The organism is Nocardiopsis coralli (assembly GCF_014892575.1).
Classification (GTDB): Bacteria; Actinomycetota; Actinomycetes; order Streptosporangiales; family Streptosporangiaceae; genus Nocardiopsis; species Nocardiopsis coralli.
This window is the reverse complement of sequence record NZ_JADBGI010000010.1, coordinates 147,086-163,516: the sequence shown is the minus strand read 5'-3', so window position 1 is coordinate 163,516 and position 16,431 is coordinate 147,086. Positions and strand designations below refer to the sequence as shown.

General features: G+C 76.1%; 10 protein-coding genes. 9 read left to right on the top strand and 1 reads right to left on the bottom strand.

The genetic code is table 11. From position 1 onward, the window contains the following. The first annotated feature begins 59 nt into the window (after window positions 1–59). From IDM40_RS13490 to IDM40_RS13465, 6 genes are all read left to right on the top strand, one after another. Complete coding sequence (locus IDM40_RS13490) at window positions 60–1,895, top strand: hypothetical protein (RefSeq protein WP_193122341.1); 1,836 nt, start codon at window positions 60–62, stop codon at window positions 1,893–1,895. A gap of 400 nt (window positions 1,896–2,295) precedes the next feature. Continuing rightward, entirely contained in the window at window positions 2,296–2,994 is a 699-nt protein-coding gene (locus IDM40_RS13485; RefSeq protein ID WP_193122340.1) for a hypothetical protein, read from the top strand. Continuing rightward, window positions 2,991–4,913, top strand: coding sequence for a hypothetical protein (locus IDM40_RS13480; RefSeq protein WP_193122339.1), 1,923 nt, complete (start codon window positions 2,991–2,993; stop codon window positions 4,911–4,913). Before IDM40_RS13485 ends, IDM40_RS13480 begins: the two co-directional genes overlap by 4 nt. Then, a complete protein-coding gene (locus tag IDM40_RS13475; protein WP_193122338.1) occupies window positions 4,910–6,694 on the top strand; it encodes an RAMP superfamily CRISPR-associated protein in 1,785 nt (594 codons plus the stop codon). Before IDM40_RS13480 ends, IDM40_RS13475 begins: the two co-directional genes overlap by 4 nt. Beyond that, window positions 6,691–7,449, top strand: a complete 759-nt coding sequence (locus tag IDM40_RS13470) for a hypothetical protein (RefSeq protein ID WP_193122337.1) — start codon at window positions 6,691–6,693, stop codon at window positions 7,447–7,449. The genes IDM40_RS13475 and IDM40_RS13470 overlap by 4 nt, the downstream gene beginning before the upstream one ends. Beyond that, a complete protein-coding gene (locus IDM40_RS13465; RefSeq protein ID WP_193122336.1) occupies window positions 7,449–9,692 on the top strand; it encodes a TIGR03986 family type III CRISPR-associated RAMP protein in 2,244 nt (747 codons plus the stop codon). Before IDM40_RS13470 ends, IDM40_RS13465 begins: the two co-directional genes overlap by 1 nt. 727 nt (window positions 9,693–10,419) lie before the next feature. Here IDM40_RS13465 and IDM40_RS13460 read toward each other — a convergent pair. Next, window positions 10,420–11,667 (bottom strand): hypothetical protein, encoded by a 1,248-nt coding sequence (locus IDM40_RS13460; protein WP_193122335.1) that lies wholly within the window; start codon window positions 11,665–11,667, stop codon window positions 10,420–10,422. A 353-nt stretch (window positions 11,668–12,020) separates the two neighbouring features. Between IDM40_RS13460 and IDM40_RS13455 the strand changes: the two genes are divergently transcribed. The 3 genes from IDM40_RS13455 (at window position 12,021) to IDM40_RS13445 (ending at window position 16,293) form a co-directional block, all read left to right on the top strand. Continuing rightward, window positions 12,021–12,380: a hypothetical protein gene (locus IDM40_RS13455; protein WP_193122334.1), complete on the top strand. Its 360-nt coding sequence runs from the start codon at window positions 12,021–12,023 to the stop codon at window positions 12,378–12,380. 97 nt (window positions 12,381–12,477) lie between these two features. After that, window positions 12,478–14,640, top strand: a complete 2,163-nt coding sequence (locus tag IDM40_RS13450; protein WP_193122333.1) for a PDDEXK family nuclease — start codon at window positions 12,478–12,480, stop codon at window positions 14,638–14,640. A gap of 81 nt (window positions 14,641–14,721) precedes the next feature. Next, window positions 14,722–16,293, top strand: coding sequence for an alpha/beta hydrolase (locus IDM40_RS13445; RefSeq protein ID WP_193122332.1), 1,572 nt, complete (start codon window positions 14,722–14,724; stop codon window positions 16,291–16,293). The last annotated feature ends 138 nt before the right edge of the window (window positions 16,294–16,431 follow it).

Here is a 16,431-nt window from a genome sequence, read left to right as displayed (position 1 = left end):
CCACGGGCGCCGGCCGTCGCGTCCCCGCCCTGACCCCGCCGACGAGGAGGCCGCCACCGGTGACCCCCCTCCAGCAGCACCGGCCCTGCCCCGGCGCGGACGGTCCCCCTTCCGTTCCGCCGGTCTCCGGTGTGGTCGTCGGTGTGGACCTGCGCGGGATCCAGGCGTTCGTGTTCGGCGGGCGCCGCATCCTCGACGCCGTGGGGCGGGCCGCGCTCGTCGCCGAACTCACCGACTCCGGCGACGCCGAGCACGGGATCGCCGACCTGGTCCCCGACGACTGCCTGGTGCTGCGCGACGCGGGGGGTGCGTTCACCGGGGTCTTCGCCGATCGCGGGGCGGCGCGGCTCTTCACCGCCCGCTACACCCGCCACCTGCGGGACCGTGCCGGCGGGCTGACGCCGATCGTGGCGCACGTGCCCTACGGTCCGGGCGAGACCGTGGACGAGGCGCTGGCCCTGCTGCCGCAACGGTTGCGCGAGGCCCGGGGCCACATGTCCACGCTGCACGTTCCGGCCCACGGGTACGGCATCACCGCCGAGTGCGCGGTCAGCGGTGCGCCCGCCGAGGTCGTCGACGCCAGCCGGAGTGCCGGGGCCGGCGGGGGCGGCGACAAGGTTCCCGAACGGGTCTCCGCCGACGTCGCCCGCGCCCGCGGGGTGGGGCGGCGCTGGCACCGGCAGCAGGAACGCGCCTGGCTGGACCCGGAGCCCCACGCGCCGCGTTCCGGACCCCGCCTTGCACTGCCCAAGGAGACCGACCGCCTCGGCAGAGAACACGGGGAGCTGAGCCGGATCGCCGTGGCGCACATCGACGTCAACGGGCTCGGTGTGCTGCTGGGGGAGTACCGCGAGCGTGTGGCCGACCCGCAGGTGCCCGGTTCCGGTGCGCTGGCCCAACGCGAACTGTCGCGCCGGATCGCCGGGCTCACGGAAGGGTTGGCCCGCGCCCTGGTGCGGGCGGTTGCGGCGACCGTGCGCACCGAACCCGGTTCCCACGCCGTGGTGCCCGGGGTCGGCCCGGGTGGTGCGGTCACGTTGGCCCCGGGTGCCGACCGGAGCACCGACCACCCCGACCGTGATCTCCACGGAACGGTGAGCCTTCCCCTCCGGCCGATCGTGGTGGCCGGCGACGACCTCACCCTCGTGTGCGACGCGCGTCTGGCGTTGCCCCTGGTTCGGTACGCGTTGGACTGGCTGGACGCCGACCCCGAGCGCATCGCCGACCCCGCCGACCCACGTGTCGCGCTGCACCGGGCGCTGGACCACGACGGCCGCGGCCCCCGCCGTTCCGTGCACGGTGCGAACACGACGTGCGTCCCGACCGTCGGGGTGGGCCTGGCGATCCAACCCGTGGGCGCGCCGCTCTCCCTCGGTTACGACGTGTGCGAGGCCCTGTGTTCCCGTGCCAAGGCCCGGCGGGTCGCGCGTCCGGAGGGGGAGAGCGACGACCACGTGGTCGCCTGGGCCACCCGAAGCGACGGGGTCGAACGCGCCCTGGAACGGCTCGACCGGCGTGGCACCCTGCCCCTGACCGGACACGAGCTGCGCGTCTTCCTCGACAGCCACCTCGGCGCGCACGCCCCCGGTTCCCTCCTGCCCGGCGGCGCCCCGCGCGAGCGGGGATGGCTGCACTCGACCCTCGTACCTCTCCTGGAATCGGGTGCCGATCCGGAACCCGAACTCCTGCGCCGCGAGCGCGCGACCGGACGCGCCGTCGACCTGCCCCGGGGCTGGACCCCCGGCGGCCTGCTCGACGCCGTGGAGGTCATGGACCTCCATCTGGACCCCGGTCTCGCCGCGGCCCTCGATCCCCACCGGCCCCAACCACTGGGGCGGACAGGGGCCGGTGGTCCTGCTTGCCCGACCCCGACGTCCGGAGGTCCAGCACCGTGACGCCACGTCCACACGGAGCCCGCCGGGGCCTCCCCACGGGGCAGCGGCGGCCCGCACGTGCGCCGAGCGCGCCTGACGTGTCTCCCACGCTCGGCGTGGCCCGGGCGTCCCGCGTGCTCCGTGCGTTGTGTGTGCAGGGGCACCGTCGGCGCGTGCCCGCTCGCGTGCGTCGGGTGCCTCACGCGCTTTGTGTGTTCCACGTGCCGACGGAGGTTTCCCTGACGGTCGGCCGGGTCGGCGTGCCCAACCGCCACGTCCCCTGCGTTCGCGGCGGGTTCCGCGCGCCGGGAGGTGTACCCCGCACGTTTCACGTGCTGTGCGCGTCCCGCGCGCCCGCGCACGGGCGCTTGCGGGGCGGTCGAGCTCATGTGTTGCGCGCGTGCGTCCGGGAAGGCCGCGGGTGAACGCACCGGACCGCGTCGTCGTCCGCCTCGCCTCCCCGGCCCTGTTCCCCGGGGCCGACGGGGGCAGCGACCCCGGCGTCGCCACCGACGAGCACGGCCTGCCCCACCTACCCAGGCACCGCCTCGCCGCGTGCCTGCGCGAGGGTGCGCAGGCCGCGCTCGTGCTCACCCCCGACCTGGCGTGGGCGGTCGACGAGCTCTTCGGCCGACCCGGATCCCACGGCCCCGACCGCATCCTGCGCCTGGGCCACGCCGGCGCCGACCCGCAGACACGCGAGGTCGTGGCGCGGGCTCTCGCCGGCCGGGCCGCACCGGAACGTGCCACCCTGCGCCGCGCCCTGACCCGGGCCCGCACCGTCGTCGAGGCCGGTACCGCCGTCGGCACGGACGGCGCCCCCGAACCCGGACGCCTGCGCAACCACCGCGCCCTCCTGCCCGGCACGACCCTGACCGCCCCGCTCACCTGGGCACGCACACCGTCCCCGGAGCACTGGCTCCTCCTCGCCCGCGCCTGTCTCGCCACCGACCGCATCGGCGCCCGCACCCGGCGGGGACGCGGCCGGGTCGAGGTCCGCCTGGCCGGACCGGACACCCCCGACGCCGACGCGACCACCCTCGCCCTCGCCTCGCCACCGGGGAAGGAGGAAGGCCCCGGGAGAGGAACCGGCCCCGACGGGGAACAGGTGTACACGTGAGACCCTCCGAACCCCCGGTGAGCGCCTACCTCCCCCTCAGGTACGTGCTCACCGACACCGTGGCCGTACGCACCCGCCGGGACCCGCTCCACGTGGACACCGACCCGGCCCTGCCCGGGCGGGCCCAGCGCGGCATGCTCGCCGCCGCCCTGCAGAACGCCGGCCGCCACGACGCGCTCCACACGTTGGTCGCCCGCGGGGACCGGCTCCGCTTCGCGCCCGCCCACCCGCGACTGGAGCCGGGGGAGACCGAGGACGGCACACCCCACCCCGACACCGGCACCGTGCGCGTGGCCCACCCGGCGCCGGCCAACCTCTACACCCCGGGCAAGGACGGCACGACCCTCGTCGACGTCTTCGGCCCCACCGATCCGTCCGTGCCCTACAAGGCGGTCCGCGACCCCCTCACCCCCGACCGCCTCCTGCGCGCCCGCGTGCGCACCACCGCCGAACGCTTCCTGGCCCGCCCCGGAACGCAGACGCCCGGCGGCCCGTTCCACACCACCGCCCTCGACGCCGGCCAGGTCTTCGAGGCCCGCTGGCATCTGCGCGGGCCGGACGAGGGCGCCGTGGAGTCCCTCGCCCACGACGTGCTCGACACCCTCGCCCGCGCCGACGGGACCCTCACGCTGGGCTCCGGCGGGACCCGCGCGCATGGCGGGGTCCGCGTGGAACCGGCCGACCCCGCGCGTCCTCTCTCCCCCGACCGCGCCCGCTGCCCGTGGCCGGACCGTTCCGTGCCCGCCGGCGGCACCGTCGACCTCCTCCTGCTCTCCCCGGCTCTGGTCGTGGGCGCACACGGCGGTCCCTCGCCGCGTTCCCTGGTCTCCGAGGCCGTGGACCTGTGCAGGCGCACCCTGCCCGACGCCGGGGTCGAGCCCGTCACCTCCCACGTCGAACCGGAGCTCGTGGGCGCCTACCACCGCGGGTACCACGGCCCCATGGCCCAACGCTGGGCCGCCGCCCCCGGGTCGGTGGTGCGACTGTGCACCCGCGGGGGCCTGTCCACCTCTCAGGTCCGGGCACTGGAAGCCCACCACCTGGGCGAACGCGCCGTCGACGGATACGGACAGTTCATGCTGCTCCCACCACCCCCGGAGGAACCCGCACCCCTGCCACCGGTCGCCGCGCCCGTCGCGGGGGCGGTCCCGGGCGGCACGGACCCCTCCGCCGGCCCTACGTCCCGCGCCGGGATGCCCGCGGCGGCCGCCGACGCAAGGACACCCGACCCGGGAACCACGGGAATCCCCGTCAGCGGAACGTGTGCCACGGGGGTGGCCGCGCAAGCGACCGCCGAGGAAGCGACGACCGTGGCCACACCCGCCCCGGAACCCGGTCCCGACTGGGGGCCCGCGCTCCGCACACTGCACGACACCCTCCTGTGGGACGCCGCGCGCCCGGTCGTGCACACCCACGCCCGCGCCTGCGCCCGCGCGTGCGCACACCGGCTTGCCCCCCTGACGCCGGGTCTCCTGGAACACCTGCGCGCCACGCTCACCCGCCCGGACCGCACCCCGCTCAGCGCGCTGGCCGACCTCGCGCGCACCGTGTCCGGGGCCGACCGGGCCCTGTCGGCCAAGGCTCTGCGCACCCTCGACCGCGCCCGCCCGACCGGCGAGCCCCGGACCGGACCCGTGACCGCCCGCGCCTGGCTGACGCTGCCCTCCGATCCGGACGGTCTGTTCGCGTGGTGGGCCGACCACCGGCCCCGGCCCGGCAATGACCCCGACTACGCCGCGGCGCTGGCCGCCGTCGACCTCGACCTCGCCGATGGGCACCCGCCCGGGCCGGGGGAGCTGTCCGCGCGCGCCCGGGCATGGGAACACCGCGCCGCCGCACGCCTGTGCCGCGCGCACCTGCTGGCCTGGCTGACCGAGGCCGCCCGGCTGCTGCGCGCCCGCGGGGGTGTGCGGCCGTGAATGAGGAACCGCCGTCCGTGCTCTGGGAGATCGCCGCGCGCCTGGTCCTGCTCTCCGACACCCACGTCGGACCGGCCGACCCCGCGCACCGGCGCGCCGACGAACCCGGGGCCGACCTGCCCGTGGACCGCGCCCCGGACACAGGGCTCCCGCGCCTGCGCGCCACCACCCTGGCGGGGATCCTGCGCCACGACCTGATCGCCCGCACCGGGGACACCGCGTCCGCCGGGGCCCTGTTCGGTACCTCCGCGGCCGACGACCCGGACGGATCCGGGACCCCCGGGGCGCTGGACCTGGACGACGCCGAGGGGGACGTCCCCACGGCGATCACGTCCCGGGCGGGGAACCGGGTGGACCCCGCTTCCGGGACGGCCCTGCCCGGACACCTGTGGCGGCGCGAGATCCTGCCCGCCGGGACCGTGTTCACCCTCCACCTGCGCCTGCACGTGACAGACCCCCGGAGTGAGGCGAGTTTGCTCGGCCTGCTCACCGGGTGCGTGGCCGGCCTGCATCGTGGCCGCGAAGAGCCGGACGGCCCCGACCACGACCGAGGTCCCGCCGGGCACGACGGAGCGGGCTCCGTCCCGGGGGCCGGCAGCCCCGGTTCCTCCGGCTCCGACGGCGAGTGCCGTGGCCTGCAGCGGGCCCCCACGTGCCCCGACGTCTCGCGCGTGCATCAGGGGGCGGAAGGCCCCGAAGCCTCCGGCCCCGACGAGTCCAACGGCAGCGGCCCCGGGCTCCACGTCGGCGCGCGCACCGGCCGCGGCCACGGAGCGATCGCCGCGACCTCCTGGGCCGCCCGCCGCCACGACCTCACCACCGCCGAAGGGTGGTTCGCCCACCACACCCGCACCTGGGCGCAGCGCCGCGCGGACGGCGAGAGCGGACTCCCCGACGGGTCACTCACCCTCGCCGACGCGCTCTCCCGCACCCTGCGCACGGCCGACCGCCCCGACCTCGCCGACGGCCTCCCGCGCGAGACCCCCGACCGCCGCCCCCGCGACGAACTCCGCCTCACCCTGGCCGTCGGCGAACCGGACGACCCCGTGGTGCCCACCCGCGTCCGCCCGGGGTTGCTCATGATCGCCGACCCGCCCCCGCCCGGCCGTGCCGGCGCCGTCGACCGCGCCCACCGCCACCGGCCCGTCGAAGGGGCACCGGAACCCGTCCCGGTCCTGGGCGACACCGCCCTCCACTCCCTCCTCAAACGCCTCTCCGCCCGCCTGAGCCGCGACGCCTGCGAGGCCCTCGGTGGCCACGACGACCTGTGGCGCCACTGGCACGCCCACTGGTGGGGCGGCGACACCGACCCGGCCACCGCGCTGCCCCGCCCCTCGCGCGTGCGCCTGCGCCGCACGCCCGTGCTCACCGGCGGAGCACCCCTGACCACCACCCGCCTGACCGTGGACTCCCTCTTCGGCGACGCCGTCGACGGGCACCTGAGCACCAGCGACGTGCACTGCGGGGGCACCGCCGAGGCCGTCCTGGACGTGCACGAACCCGACGACTCCGTGCGCGGACTCCTCACCCTCCTGGTCCGCGACCTGGCGACGGTGCCCGCCGACACGCTCGGGTCGGGGGCAGGCAGCGGACACGGCCGCCTCACCGCCACCGCCGCCACCCTCACCGTCCGCACGGCCGACGGCGGCCCGGCCCGGACCGTCGACCTGCTGACCGCCGTGCACGCCCCCGACAGCACCGACGCCCGCCTCGCCCGCGGGTGGGTCTCGCGCTGGCACGCCCGTCTGGCCCCCCGGCCCGTGGGGGAGGCGCAACGGTGAACCCCGACCCGCCCCCGCCGTCCGGACTGCTCCTGCACGAACTCACCCCCGCCCAGATCGACACGGTCCTGGACGAGGTCTTCGACCGGGGTGTGCGCTGCGGCCTGCTCGACCGGCCCCCGATCGGGCCGCCCGCGCCCACCGGTCCCGCCGCACCCCAGTGGCTCCTGGCCGAGCTCGGGGACGGGCGCATCACCGGTTCCTGCCTCTCCCGGACCTGGCACCGGTCCGACACAGACGCCCCGGACCTCTCCGCGCCCGCGCCCGGAAACGCCGACCGGTGGCGGATCCTGGAGGTGCTGGTCTTCACGCCGCACGCCCAGATCCGGCTGGGGGAGGGGGCCGAACGCGGGTGGATCAGCGCCGACGCCCCCGGCCCGCTGCCCGCGCCGCTGCGACCCCGGGACCGCGCGCTCCTGCTGCGCGGCCGCCACGGCGGCGAGCACCGCCGACCCCTCCGGGCCGCGTCCCACGACACCCCTGCGCTCACCGTCACCTCCGAACCCGACGGCACGCGCGCCGTCCTCCCCCTGGACCCGGTCGACGCCACCGCCGCCACCCGGCCGCTGGACGGCGGACGCACCCTCGCCCACAGCGCGGGGACCTGGCTGACCGTGCGCGAGTACTGGGCCGAGGACCCGGAGACCGGGGCCGTGGGGGTGGCCTTCCACCGCCTCACCGGGTTCCGGACCGGCCCCGACCCCACCGGACCCGCGCCCGACCCCGGAACCGGGGACCCGGCCCGGGGGGCGTGATGGACGACGATCCCGGCCCCCATCCCGGCCCCCGGCAGCCCCGCTACACGGCGACCGCCCCCTACGGCCTCGTGCCGCTCGCCGACGCGCCCCTGCCCGCCGCCGACCTGCACGACGGGTTCAGCACCGCCGACCTGCTGCGCTCGCACGACCGCACCGTGCCCGGCACCCACACCGGCTGGATCGACCTCACCGTCACCACCCTGACCCCCACCTACGTCGGCCGCAGCCCGGACCGCGGCCACGTCGGCCGTTCCCTGCGCCTGCCCGTTCCCGGCGGCCCCGGGCTGCCGGTCCTGCCCGGGGCCAGCCTTCGCGGGCTCCTGCGCAACACCGTTCGCATGCTCACCGGGGGCGAGACCGGCCCGGTCAACACCCCGATGCTGTACTTCCGGGCGCCCGTGCGCATCGACCCCGACAGCGGGGACAGCACCCTGCCCGCCCGCACCCGGCAGGTCATGGCCCACCGCCACGCCCACTACCGCAAACGCCGCGCGGGGCTGCGCACCCGCCAGGGGTTCCTGCACCACGCCACGGACGAGGACCGGTGGTACGTCGTCGAGGTCCCGCCCACCCCCTGGTCCGCCGAACCCGGCCAGGCCCTCAAACTCCCCTTCGACGTGCTGCGCCGGAGCCTGGCCACCTGGGACTTCGGCATCGACACCTTCCCCGACCCTCCGCGGGGCACCGGGTACGTGCCGACACTCCACCCCCAGCACGGCGCGCTCCAGCACCGGTGGGTGCACGCCCTCCACATCCCCGGGACCAAGGGGATCGCCGCGGTCGCGCCCACCCGCGACGACGCCCTGGCACACCTGCACACGCACACCGGCGGGGAGGGAACCGTCGTCCCGGGCCTGGTCGTACTCACCGGGCCCGCCTCCGCCGAACGGCGCAACGCCTATCTCTTCGCCCGCCCGCACGACCTGCGCAGCGGACGCCTGCCCGTGCCCGACGTGCTCGTGGAGCTCTTCGAGTCCGCCGAGCAGATCACCGACTACCAGCGCCTGGCCTTCCCCGACCACCTCGGAACCGTGCCCGGCGACCCCGAACGCGCGCCCGTGGCCGGGGGTGGGGGAGGGGGACTGCCCAGGTCAGGGGTGGAACCGGTCTGGTTCGACCAGGACCTGTCCGGCGCGGTGGTCTCCTTCGGCCGCTCCGGCGGGTACCGCATCGCCGTCAGCGACGACAACCCGATCCGGCGTGCCGTGCCCCCGGGCGTGCTCGGGCCACAACGGGGCGATCCGGCCGGCGGCGACCCCGAACGCGGCGACCGTGCGGGACGCCCCGTCGACGTGCCCCGCGCGCTCTTCGGCGACCTGGACACCTTCGCCGGGCCCGGCGGGGCCACCCGGGGCCGGATCCAGGTCGGGGACGCGGTGTGCGAGAGTACCGACGCCGACCTGCCCGGCGGGCCCCTGCGCGTGCGCCTGCTGTCCCCACAACGCGGATGCTTCGCCAACTACCTGCTTCAGGGGCCCGAGACCGAGTTCGGGGAACGCCCCGACCTGGTGACCTGGTCGCACGAGGGGCGGGTGCGTCTGGGCGGGTACAAGGTCTACCTGCACCGCCACCCCGAGGGGCTCGGATCCCCGGTGCGGTACGACCGCGCGGCGCAGGAGGCGCTGGGGTTCGAGGTGCCCTCCACCGCCGACGGGCCGCCGCGGGAGACCCAGCGCGACGTGCTCCCGTTACGTGACGGGCTCGCGTTCCGTTCCCGCATCACCTTCACCAACCTCACCGGCGCCGAGCTCGGGGCGCTGCTGCGGGCGCTGGTCCTGGACAACCCCGTCGACGGAGGGGACCCCCGCGACCCCGAGTACGCGCACAAGATCGGGATGGGCAAAGCGCTCGGGCTCGGGAGCGTGCACCTGGGGCCGGAGCTCCACCTGGTGGACCGCCGCGCCCGTGCACTGTCCCTGGACCCGGGGGCCGGGGTGCGCCGCGCCGGTGCTCCGGAGGTGCGACGTTTCCTCGACGCGTTCGACAGTGCTCTGACCGCCCGCCGACGGCCCGGACCAGCTCACACCCCCGGCCCAGCGCACGGGACCGGCGCCCCCCACGACCCCGGCGCCGCGCACTGGCGCGGGGTCGACCAGGCCCGCGACGTGTGCCTGGCCGCCCGCTGGCGCCACCGGCTCCCCCTGGAGGAGACGGCCGTGATGAGCCTGCGCGAGTTCGCGGAGTACCCGGTCCTGCCGCCGCTCACCCGGCGGTTCTCCGGCCGCGGCCCGCCCCCGTGACCCGGACCCGTCACCTGCCCTCCGGGCACCACAACGCCCCTACCCCCGGCCCAGGGGGCGCCGAGCGGGGCCGCGGATACCTGTGTGCGCAGCACGCAGGCGCGGGTGTCCCGGACCGGGCGCCGGTGCGGGCCGGTATGCCGGGTCCCAGGACGGGGTGTGTCCCCACCGGAGCTGCGGATGTCCAGCACGCCGACACGGGTGTTCCGGGTGGGACCCGCGGACGAGGCGCGTGGGAACGGCGCGTCTCGCGCGTCGGTGGACCGGGCGCCGGTGCGCGCCGGTACGCCGAGCCCCCGGACGGGGTATACCGGCCCGAGCCGTGGAAGCCGGCGTGCGCAGGGCGCAGGCGCGGGTGTCCCGTGCGGAGTGTTTCGCGTGCCGCTGGACCGGGCGCCGGCACAGCGGGTCCCCGGCCCAGGTGCGTGCCCACCGGAGCTGCGGATGTCCAGCACACCGACACGGGAGTCCTGGATGGGACCATCCGGCGACGCGCGCGGCGACGGTGCTTCTCGCCACGGGCGCACCGGCCGACCCCCCTTCGGCCGCGACCGGGGCACGCATGGGGCAGACGGCAGCGCGCTCGGCACGAAGGGCCCGCACTGCGACCGGGGAACCGGTTCCCGACAGGGCGCGGACACAGAAATGCCCCGGACCCGAAGGTCCGGGGCCCGCACACCGTCGGCGGGGGCCGCGCGGCAAGGGGGAGGGGGCGCGGCCGTCCCGGTCAGGGTGCGGAGTCCACACAGGCCACCGGGGCCTCGGAACCGGTGCGGCCCGCGGAACCCGCCGAGGACTCCGCGGCCTCGGCGAGCGCCTCCAACAGGTCGGCGCGCACGTCGGGGTCCTCCGACGCCGACCGCCACCGCTCCGGGACCCCGTCGTCACCCGCCGACACCGCGCAGACCAGGGCATCCAGCGCCCCCTGCGGGTCGGCGTCGAAGGCGGCCCGGTCGCGCTGGGCGTCCTCGGCCAGGCGCGCGGCGGTCCGGCCCAACCACGCACGCTCGTTCCGGCTCAGCACCTCGCGCCGCGGCGGATCGCCCGCGTCCGGGGCCTCCTCGGTGTCGGGGACCGGGGCGTACGGGGCGCTGCGGGCCCGTCCGCGGGCACGCTGCACCATCCGGAAGTGGGCGGGCATGTCCACCGCCATCCGCCCCAGCACGCCGGTCAGCCGCCGGGCCAGGTCCTCGCCGCTCAGCTCGGGCAGCAGCCGGCGCAGCACCAGCCGCCGGCGCTGGTCGGGCGTGCGCCCCGGGTCGGCGTCGCGCCCGGACGCCAGCTCGGCGAGCTTGCGCAGCAGGTAGTCGCCGGTGGCGGTGGAGACCAGCGGGGGTTCGCGCAGCTCGCTGACGGACCGCCCGTGCAGGTCGGCCACCGGCACCGCACTCCCGTCCTCGGTGAAGGACACGTGCTCGCCCGGACCGATGTCCTCGGGCAGGTCGGCGGCGGGGTTGCCCCACCCGGCCGTGAGCACCAGCATCGCCAGCGCCTCCTGGTCGACCACGTCGGAGGCCACCCGGGAGACGTCGCGGCGCTGCGCCCAACGCCGGGGACGCTCGGAGAACGCACAGCGCACCGCGCCTCGCGCGCTGCGCTGGGGATAGACGCGCCGCAGGTTCTTGTAGGAACGGTCGCGGCGCACGTCGTCGAGCGCATCGCGCAGCCGGTGCGCGGCGCTGCGGTCGACGTGCTCGCGCCCGCGCACGGCGGTGGCACCGGAACCCTCGGTGCGGGCCGGTGCGGCGCGGCGCATGCGCACGGCGATCACACTGTCGGCGTCACCGCGGTGCACCGGGCACGGGCAGTGCTCGGCGCACAGGTTGACATAGTTGTAGAACTGCTCGGCGTGGCCCGGGCAGCTCTGTGCGGTTCCGTCTCCCGAACACGGGCCGCAGCCCACCACGCGTGTGAAGACGCGCAGGAACGTGGTCGAACGGAACAGTTCCCATGCGGAACAGTGGTGCGTGCTCACGAACTCTTCTCCCCGGGTGGACCCGGGCCGGGTCGCTTTCCCAGCCCCGCGGAAAAGCGTGTGTGAAGAGACGTGAGGCCATTTCCGACACCCCCGCGTCAACGGGAGGTCTGACAACAAATTAGGCCCGGCGCGTTGCCGCTGTCAATTGTCGGGTGTGCGGAATGTGGACGGACAACGCCCGCCACAGCGGCCGGAAAAGGCCCCTCGTCCCGAACGCGCCCGCCCCCACCTCCTCCGACGTGCCTGCTGGGGCGCCCCGGCGGTGTCCGAGAGACTTGCGGTGAGAGCAGGGCGCGGGCGCCGCGATCACGGCCCGGACGGCCGCGCGCAGCACAGAACGGAGGCCTCGGATGCCGGTGGTCAACCTGACCCCGCACATGGTGACGGTCGTCGACGAGCGCTCGCGTGTGATCCAGAGCTGGCCCCGCGCCGACAGTCCGGCACGGGTCTCGGCGGTGCGGGTGCGGATCGACCGGGCGGCGGGTGTGCCCGAGGGGGTGCCCCTGTTGGCGGAGGAACGCGGGCGCGCCGATCTGCCCGAACCCCGCGAGGGCACCTGGTTCATCGTCTCCTCGGTCGTGGGGTCGGCCCATCCCGAGCGCCGTGACCTGCTCGTCCCCTCCGACCTGGTCAGAGACGGAAAAGGGGCCGTGACCGCCTGCCGTTCTTTTGTGATCAGCGGGTCGCCGGAGAAAAAAGTGCGCCCGTGAGTTCCGTGTTACGAATGCCGCTTTCGTTCCCGCGGATGCCCGGTGTTTTTGCAGGTGGGAACCGGGAATCCGAACACCTCCCGCGCGAACCGTTACCATGGCGCCACACGGTGAACGAACGCGCGAGAAGGCCAACGTGGACACCCCCCGAACCTCCGTCGTCCTCGTGGGACGCAACCCCACCCCCGCGTTGTTGTCCGCGCTCACCCTGCCCCACGACCACCTCGTCCTCCTCGGCAGCGACGACACCCTCCCCGCCGCCCACCGGGTCGCCGACGCCGTGCGCGCACGCACGGCCCCCGCGTCCGTGCACGTGGCCAGCGTCGGCCCCGACCCCCACGACCCCAAGAGCGTCCGCGACCGCCTGCGCACCCTGGAGGGCCTGCGCGAGGGCCGGCCCTGGTACCTCGACTACACCGGCGGAACCAAGATCATGAGCGTGGCCGCCGCGCTCCTGCACGAACAGGCACTGCCCGAGGCCCGCCACCCCCGCGCCCCGGGCTGGCGCCTGTACCTGGATCCCCGCCGCGACCTGCTGCGCACCGCCGACCCCGACCACCCCGGCCTGCCCGTCGACACCGCGTACGTGGACCTGGCCGCCCTCGCCGGGGTGCACGGTTCCCACTGGATCGAGGACCGCGACCCCGAACCCGTGCGCCTGGTCCTGCAGGGCGGCACCCAGGCCCTGGACGCCCGCCACCCCCGGCTCGGCCCGGCCGCCCGCCGCGGGATCGTCGCCGAGGCCCGCGTGCTCGCCCACCTGCGGCGCCACCTGCGCCGCGCACCCGACACCGAGGTCCTCGGTCCCCGCCGGGTCGCCGACCCCGCCCGCCCCGGGGACTCCGTGGCCGACTTCGACGCCGTGGTCCGCCACCGCCACCGTGTGCTGTGCGTGGAGGCCAAGACCCGCCCCGGCGACGTCGAGGCCCGCGCCGGGTGGACCGTCGCCAAGGCCCGCCGGGTCTTCGGCAACGCCGTCTCCGTCCTGTTCGTACACTCCGGTCCCGCCCGCCCCCGCCTGCGTGCGGCCATGCTCGAACACAACCCCGCGCTCAACGCACGCAACACCCACGTGTGGGCCCTCGACGACCTCCTGGGACGACTGACCTCCTTCGACGACCTGCGCTCGGCCTTCTTCCCCGGCCTGGACCCCGCGCCGCTGCAGCCCTCCGGCCGGCCCCCGCTGCCCGCCTGCCCGGACCCGCCCGAGCACCACCCCGGCCCCGAGACCGCACCCGCCCTGGTCACCGCGCTGGGCGGCAGCCGCCTGGGCACCCTCACCGCCGTGCACGCCCACCGGCCCGCCCGCGCCCTGATCCTGTCCTCGCACCAGGGCATGCGCGAACACGTCCGGGAGGCCGCCGCACGCACCCTCCACCGCGCCGAGCACCCCGACGCCCCGCCCGCCGACGCCGCCCACCTGAAGGAACACGGGTACCGCGACCGCGTCCGGTTCGGCGCCGACCCCGTCGACGGGTCCGACGTCCACGCCGTCGCCGCCGGCGCCCACGCCTGGATCACCGGGCAGGACGGCCGCCCCGCCGTCGTCGATCTGACCACCGGCACCAAGGCCATGAGCCTCGGCCTCGCCCTGGCCGCACGTCACTCCGGGGCCTGCGCCACCTACCAGCTCGCCCGCGAACGCACCCTGGTCTGCCTCACCCACGGCCGACTGCCCCTGCCCGCGCGCGCCGCCGTCGACTGGTCGCTCGTCCTGACCGGCCACACACCCCTGCACGGACCCCTGACCGCCGACCCCCTCCACGTCGACGCGCCCCTGCTCGAGGCCGCCCGCACCGCCCTCACCCGGGCCACCGACGCCCCCGTCGAGACCTGGGTCGACACCACCTTGGCCGACCCAGACCCCGACCGGGCCCACACCGCCCGCGAACGCCCCAGCCTCGTGCTCACCTGCGGGGACCGCGCCCTCGGCCTGGCCGCGCCCGCCTGGCGCCTGCGCCGACCCCACGACCGCCGCACCCGCCGCGTCAGCCCCGGGGCCTGGGCACAGAGCGTGCACGCCGCCACCCTCCACCTCAACCTGCGCTGCGACGTCGCCGGAACCGTCCTCGCCCTGACCCGGCCCGGCGGGGACGTCGGCCGCGCCCGCGAACTCGTCGACTGGATCACCCACACCCCGCCCGGCACAGGCGCCCCCGAACCCCGCATCACCTTCGACGATCCGCTGCACCCGCTCGTCCTGGCCGCCGACCCCGACGACCCGCCCCCGCCCCTGCACACCGACCTCGCGTCCCTGTGACCCGACCCGCCGTCGGCCTCCACGGCCCCGCACGCCCGGAACGACAAGATGGGGGCCGGGTCACACACGGGGAGGTCACACATGCGCCACGGGGGAGCGGCCGCCATCGCTCTGACCGCCGTCCTGATCGCGGGCTGCGCGCCCGGCGCCGACGACGAGGGGTTCCGCGGACAGGACGTGGCCTGGGCGCCCTGCCACAGCGAGGAGGACCTCACCCTCTTCACCGAACTCGGCGGTGACCGGGACTGGCTCGCCGCCCTCGAGTGCGGCACCCTCACCGTCCCCCTCGACCACGACGACCCCGGAGGCCGCACCCTCGACCTGGCCGTGGCCCGCCACCCCGCCGAGGGCGGCGCCGGCCGGAAACAGGGTTCCCTCGTGGTCAACTACGGCGGTCCCGGTGTCTCCGGCCTGGCGGGCCTGGACACCCCGCGCTTCAGCCAGGACGTCCGCGACGCCTACGACCTGGTCTCCTTCGACCCCCGCGGCGTCGGCGCCAGCGAGGGGTTCGCCTGCGGGGACTGGTACGCGCTCGACCACGCGCGCCGCAGCGCAGGCGCCTCCGACCCCCTGTCCACCGGCGCCGAGCAGCTGCGCACGCTCGAAAACGCCGCCCGCGACTACGCCGAGAGCTGCCGGGACGTCGTCGGGGACGACTTCCTCGCCCACATCGGCACCGTCGGGGTGGTCGGCGACCTCGACCTGCTGCGCGACGCCCTCGGCGAGGAGACCCTCGACTACGTCGGATACTCCTACGGGACCCGTATCGGCGCCCTCTACGCCGATACCTTCCCCGACCGCACCGGATCGATGGTCCTGGACAGCCCCGTCCTGCTCGACGGCTCCGGCCTCGACACCGCCCTCGGCCGCGCCAACGCCTTCCGCGACACCTGGGGCATGTTCACCGAGTACTGCACGGAGGCCGAACCGGACTGCCCGCTGACCGACCCGGGCACCGCCACCGAGTTCACCGAGGAGGCCGCCGCCGAGCTGCAGTACGAGCCCGTGCTCGTCGACGGCGTCGGGGTCAACGGCGACATGTTCTCCCTGCTGCTCACCCTCGCCCTGCCGCGTGACGAGCAGTGGGACGACCTCTCCGCCCTGTTCACCGCCCTGGCCCAGGACGACGGGCCCGCCGTGGAGGACGGGATCGCCGAGCTCTACGAGGGCGCCTTCGGCACGTACCGCGACCGCGACCCCGCACCCCCCGAGCCCGGCGCCGAGCACGTCGACGCCCAGGCCGCGCTCACCGCCATCAGCTGCGCCGACCGCCGGGACCCCACCGACGTGTGGGAGTACCGCGACGCCGCACGGGTGGCCGACGACGTCGCACCCCTGCTCGGCCCCGACCCCGTCTGGGACCAACTGCCCTGCGCCCACTGGCCCGACACCGAGGAGATCCCCGACGACGCCGACTTCGACGGTGCGCCGCCCGCGGTCGTCGTGGGCACCGTCGGCGACCCGGTCACCCCTTACTCCTGGGCCGAGGACCTGCACCGCGCCATGCCCGGATCCGACCTGATCACCTATAACGGGGCAGGCCACACCCTCTACGGGGAGGGCCGCAACGCCTGCGTGGACGATGCCGTCGACGCCTACCTGCTGCAGGACCGCCCGCCCCGGGACGCCCTGACCTGCCACCCGGATCACTAGGAGACACCCGGGGATCTTGCTACCGGAGCAGACTTCAGCGCTGACATCGGCTCTGGTAGCAAGATCCCCGACGGCAGGGCACACGGCGAAGGCCCCGCTCCCCACCAAGGGGAACGGGGCCTGTCGTCCGTCACCGGA

Excerpts from the sequence above, each read along its gene's own strand:
- IDM40_RS13465 (WP_193122336.1), top strand. The coding sequence starts at position 7,449 with ATGGACGACGATCCCGGCCCCCATCCCGGCCCCCGGCAGCCCCGCTAC.
- IDM40_RS13455 (WP_193122334.1), top strand. The coding sequence starts at position 12,021 with ATGCCGGTGGTCAACCTGACCCCGCACATGGTGACGGTCGTCGACGAG.
- IDM40_RS13450 (WP_193122333.1), top strand. The coding sequence starts at position 12,478 with ATGGCGCCACACGGTGAACGAACGCGCGAGAAGGCCAACGTGGACACC.
- IDM40_RS13445 (WP_193122332.1), top strand. The coding sequence starts at position 14,722 with ATGCGCCACGGGGGAGCGGCCGCCATCGCTCTGACCGCCGTCCTGATC.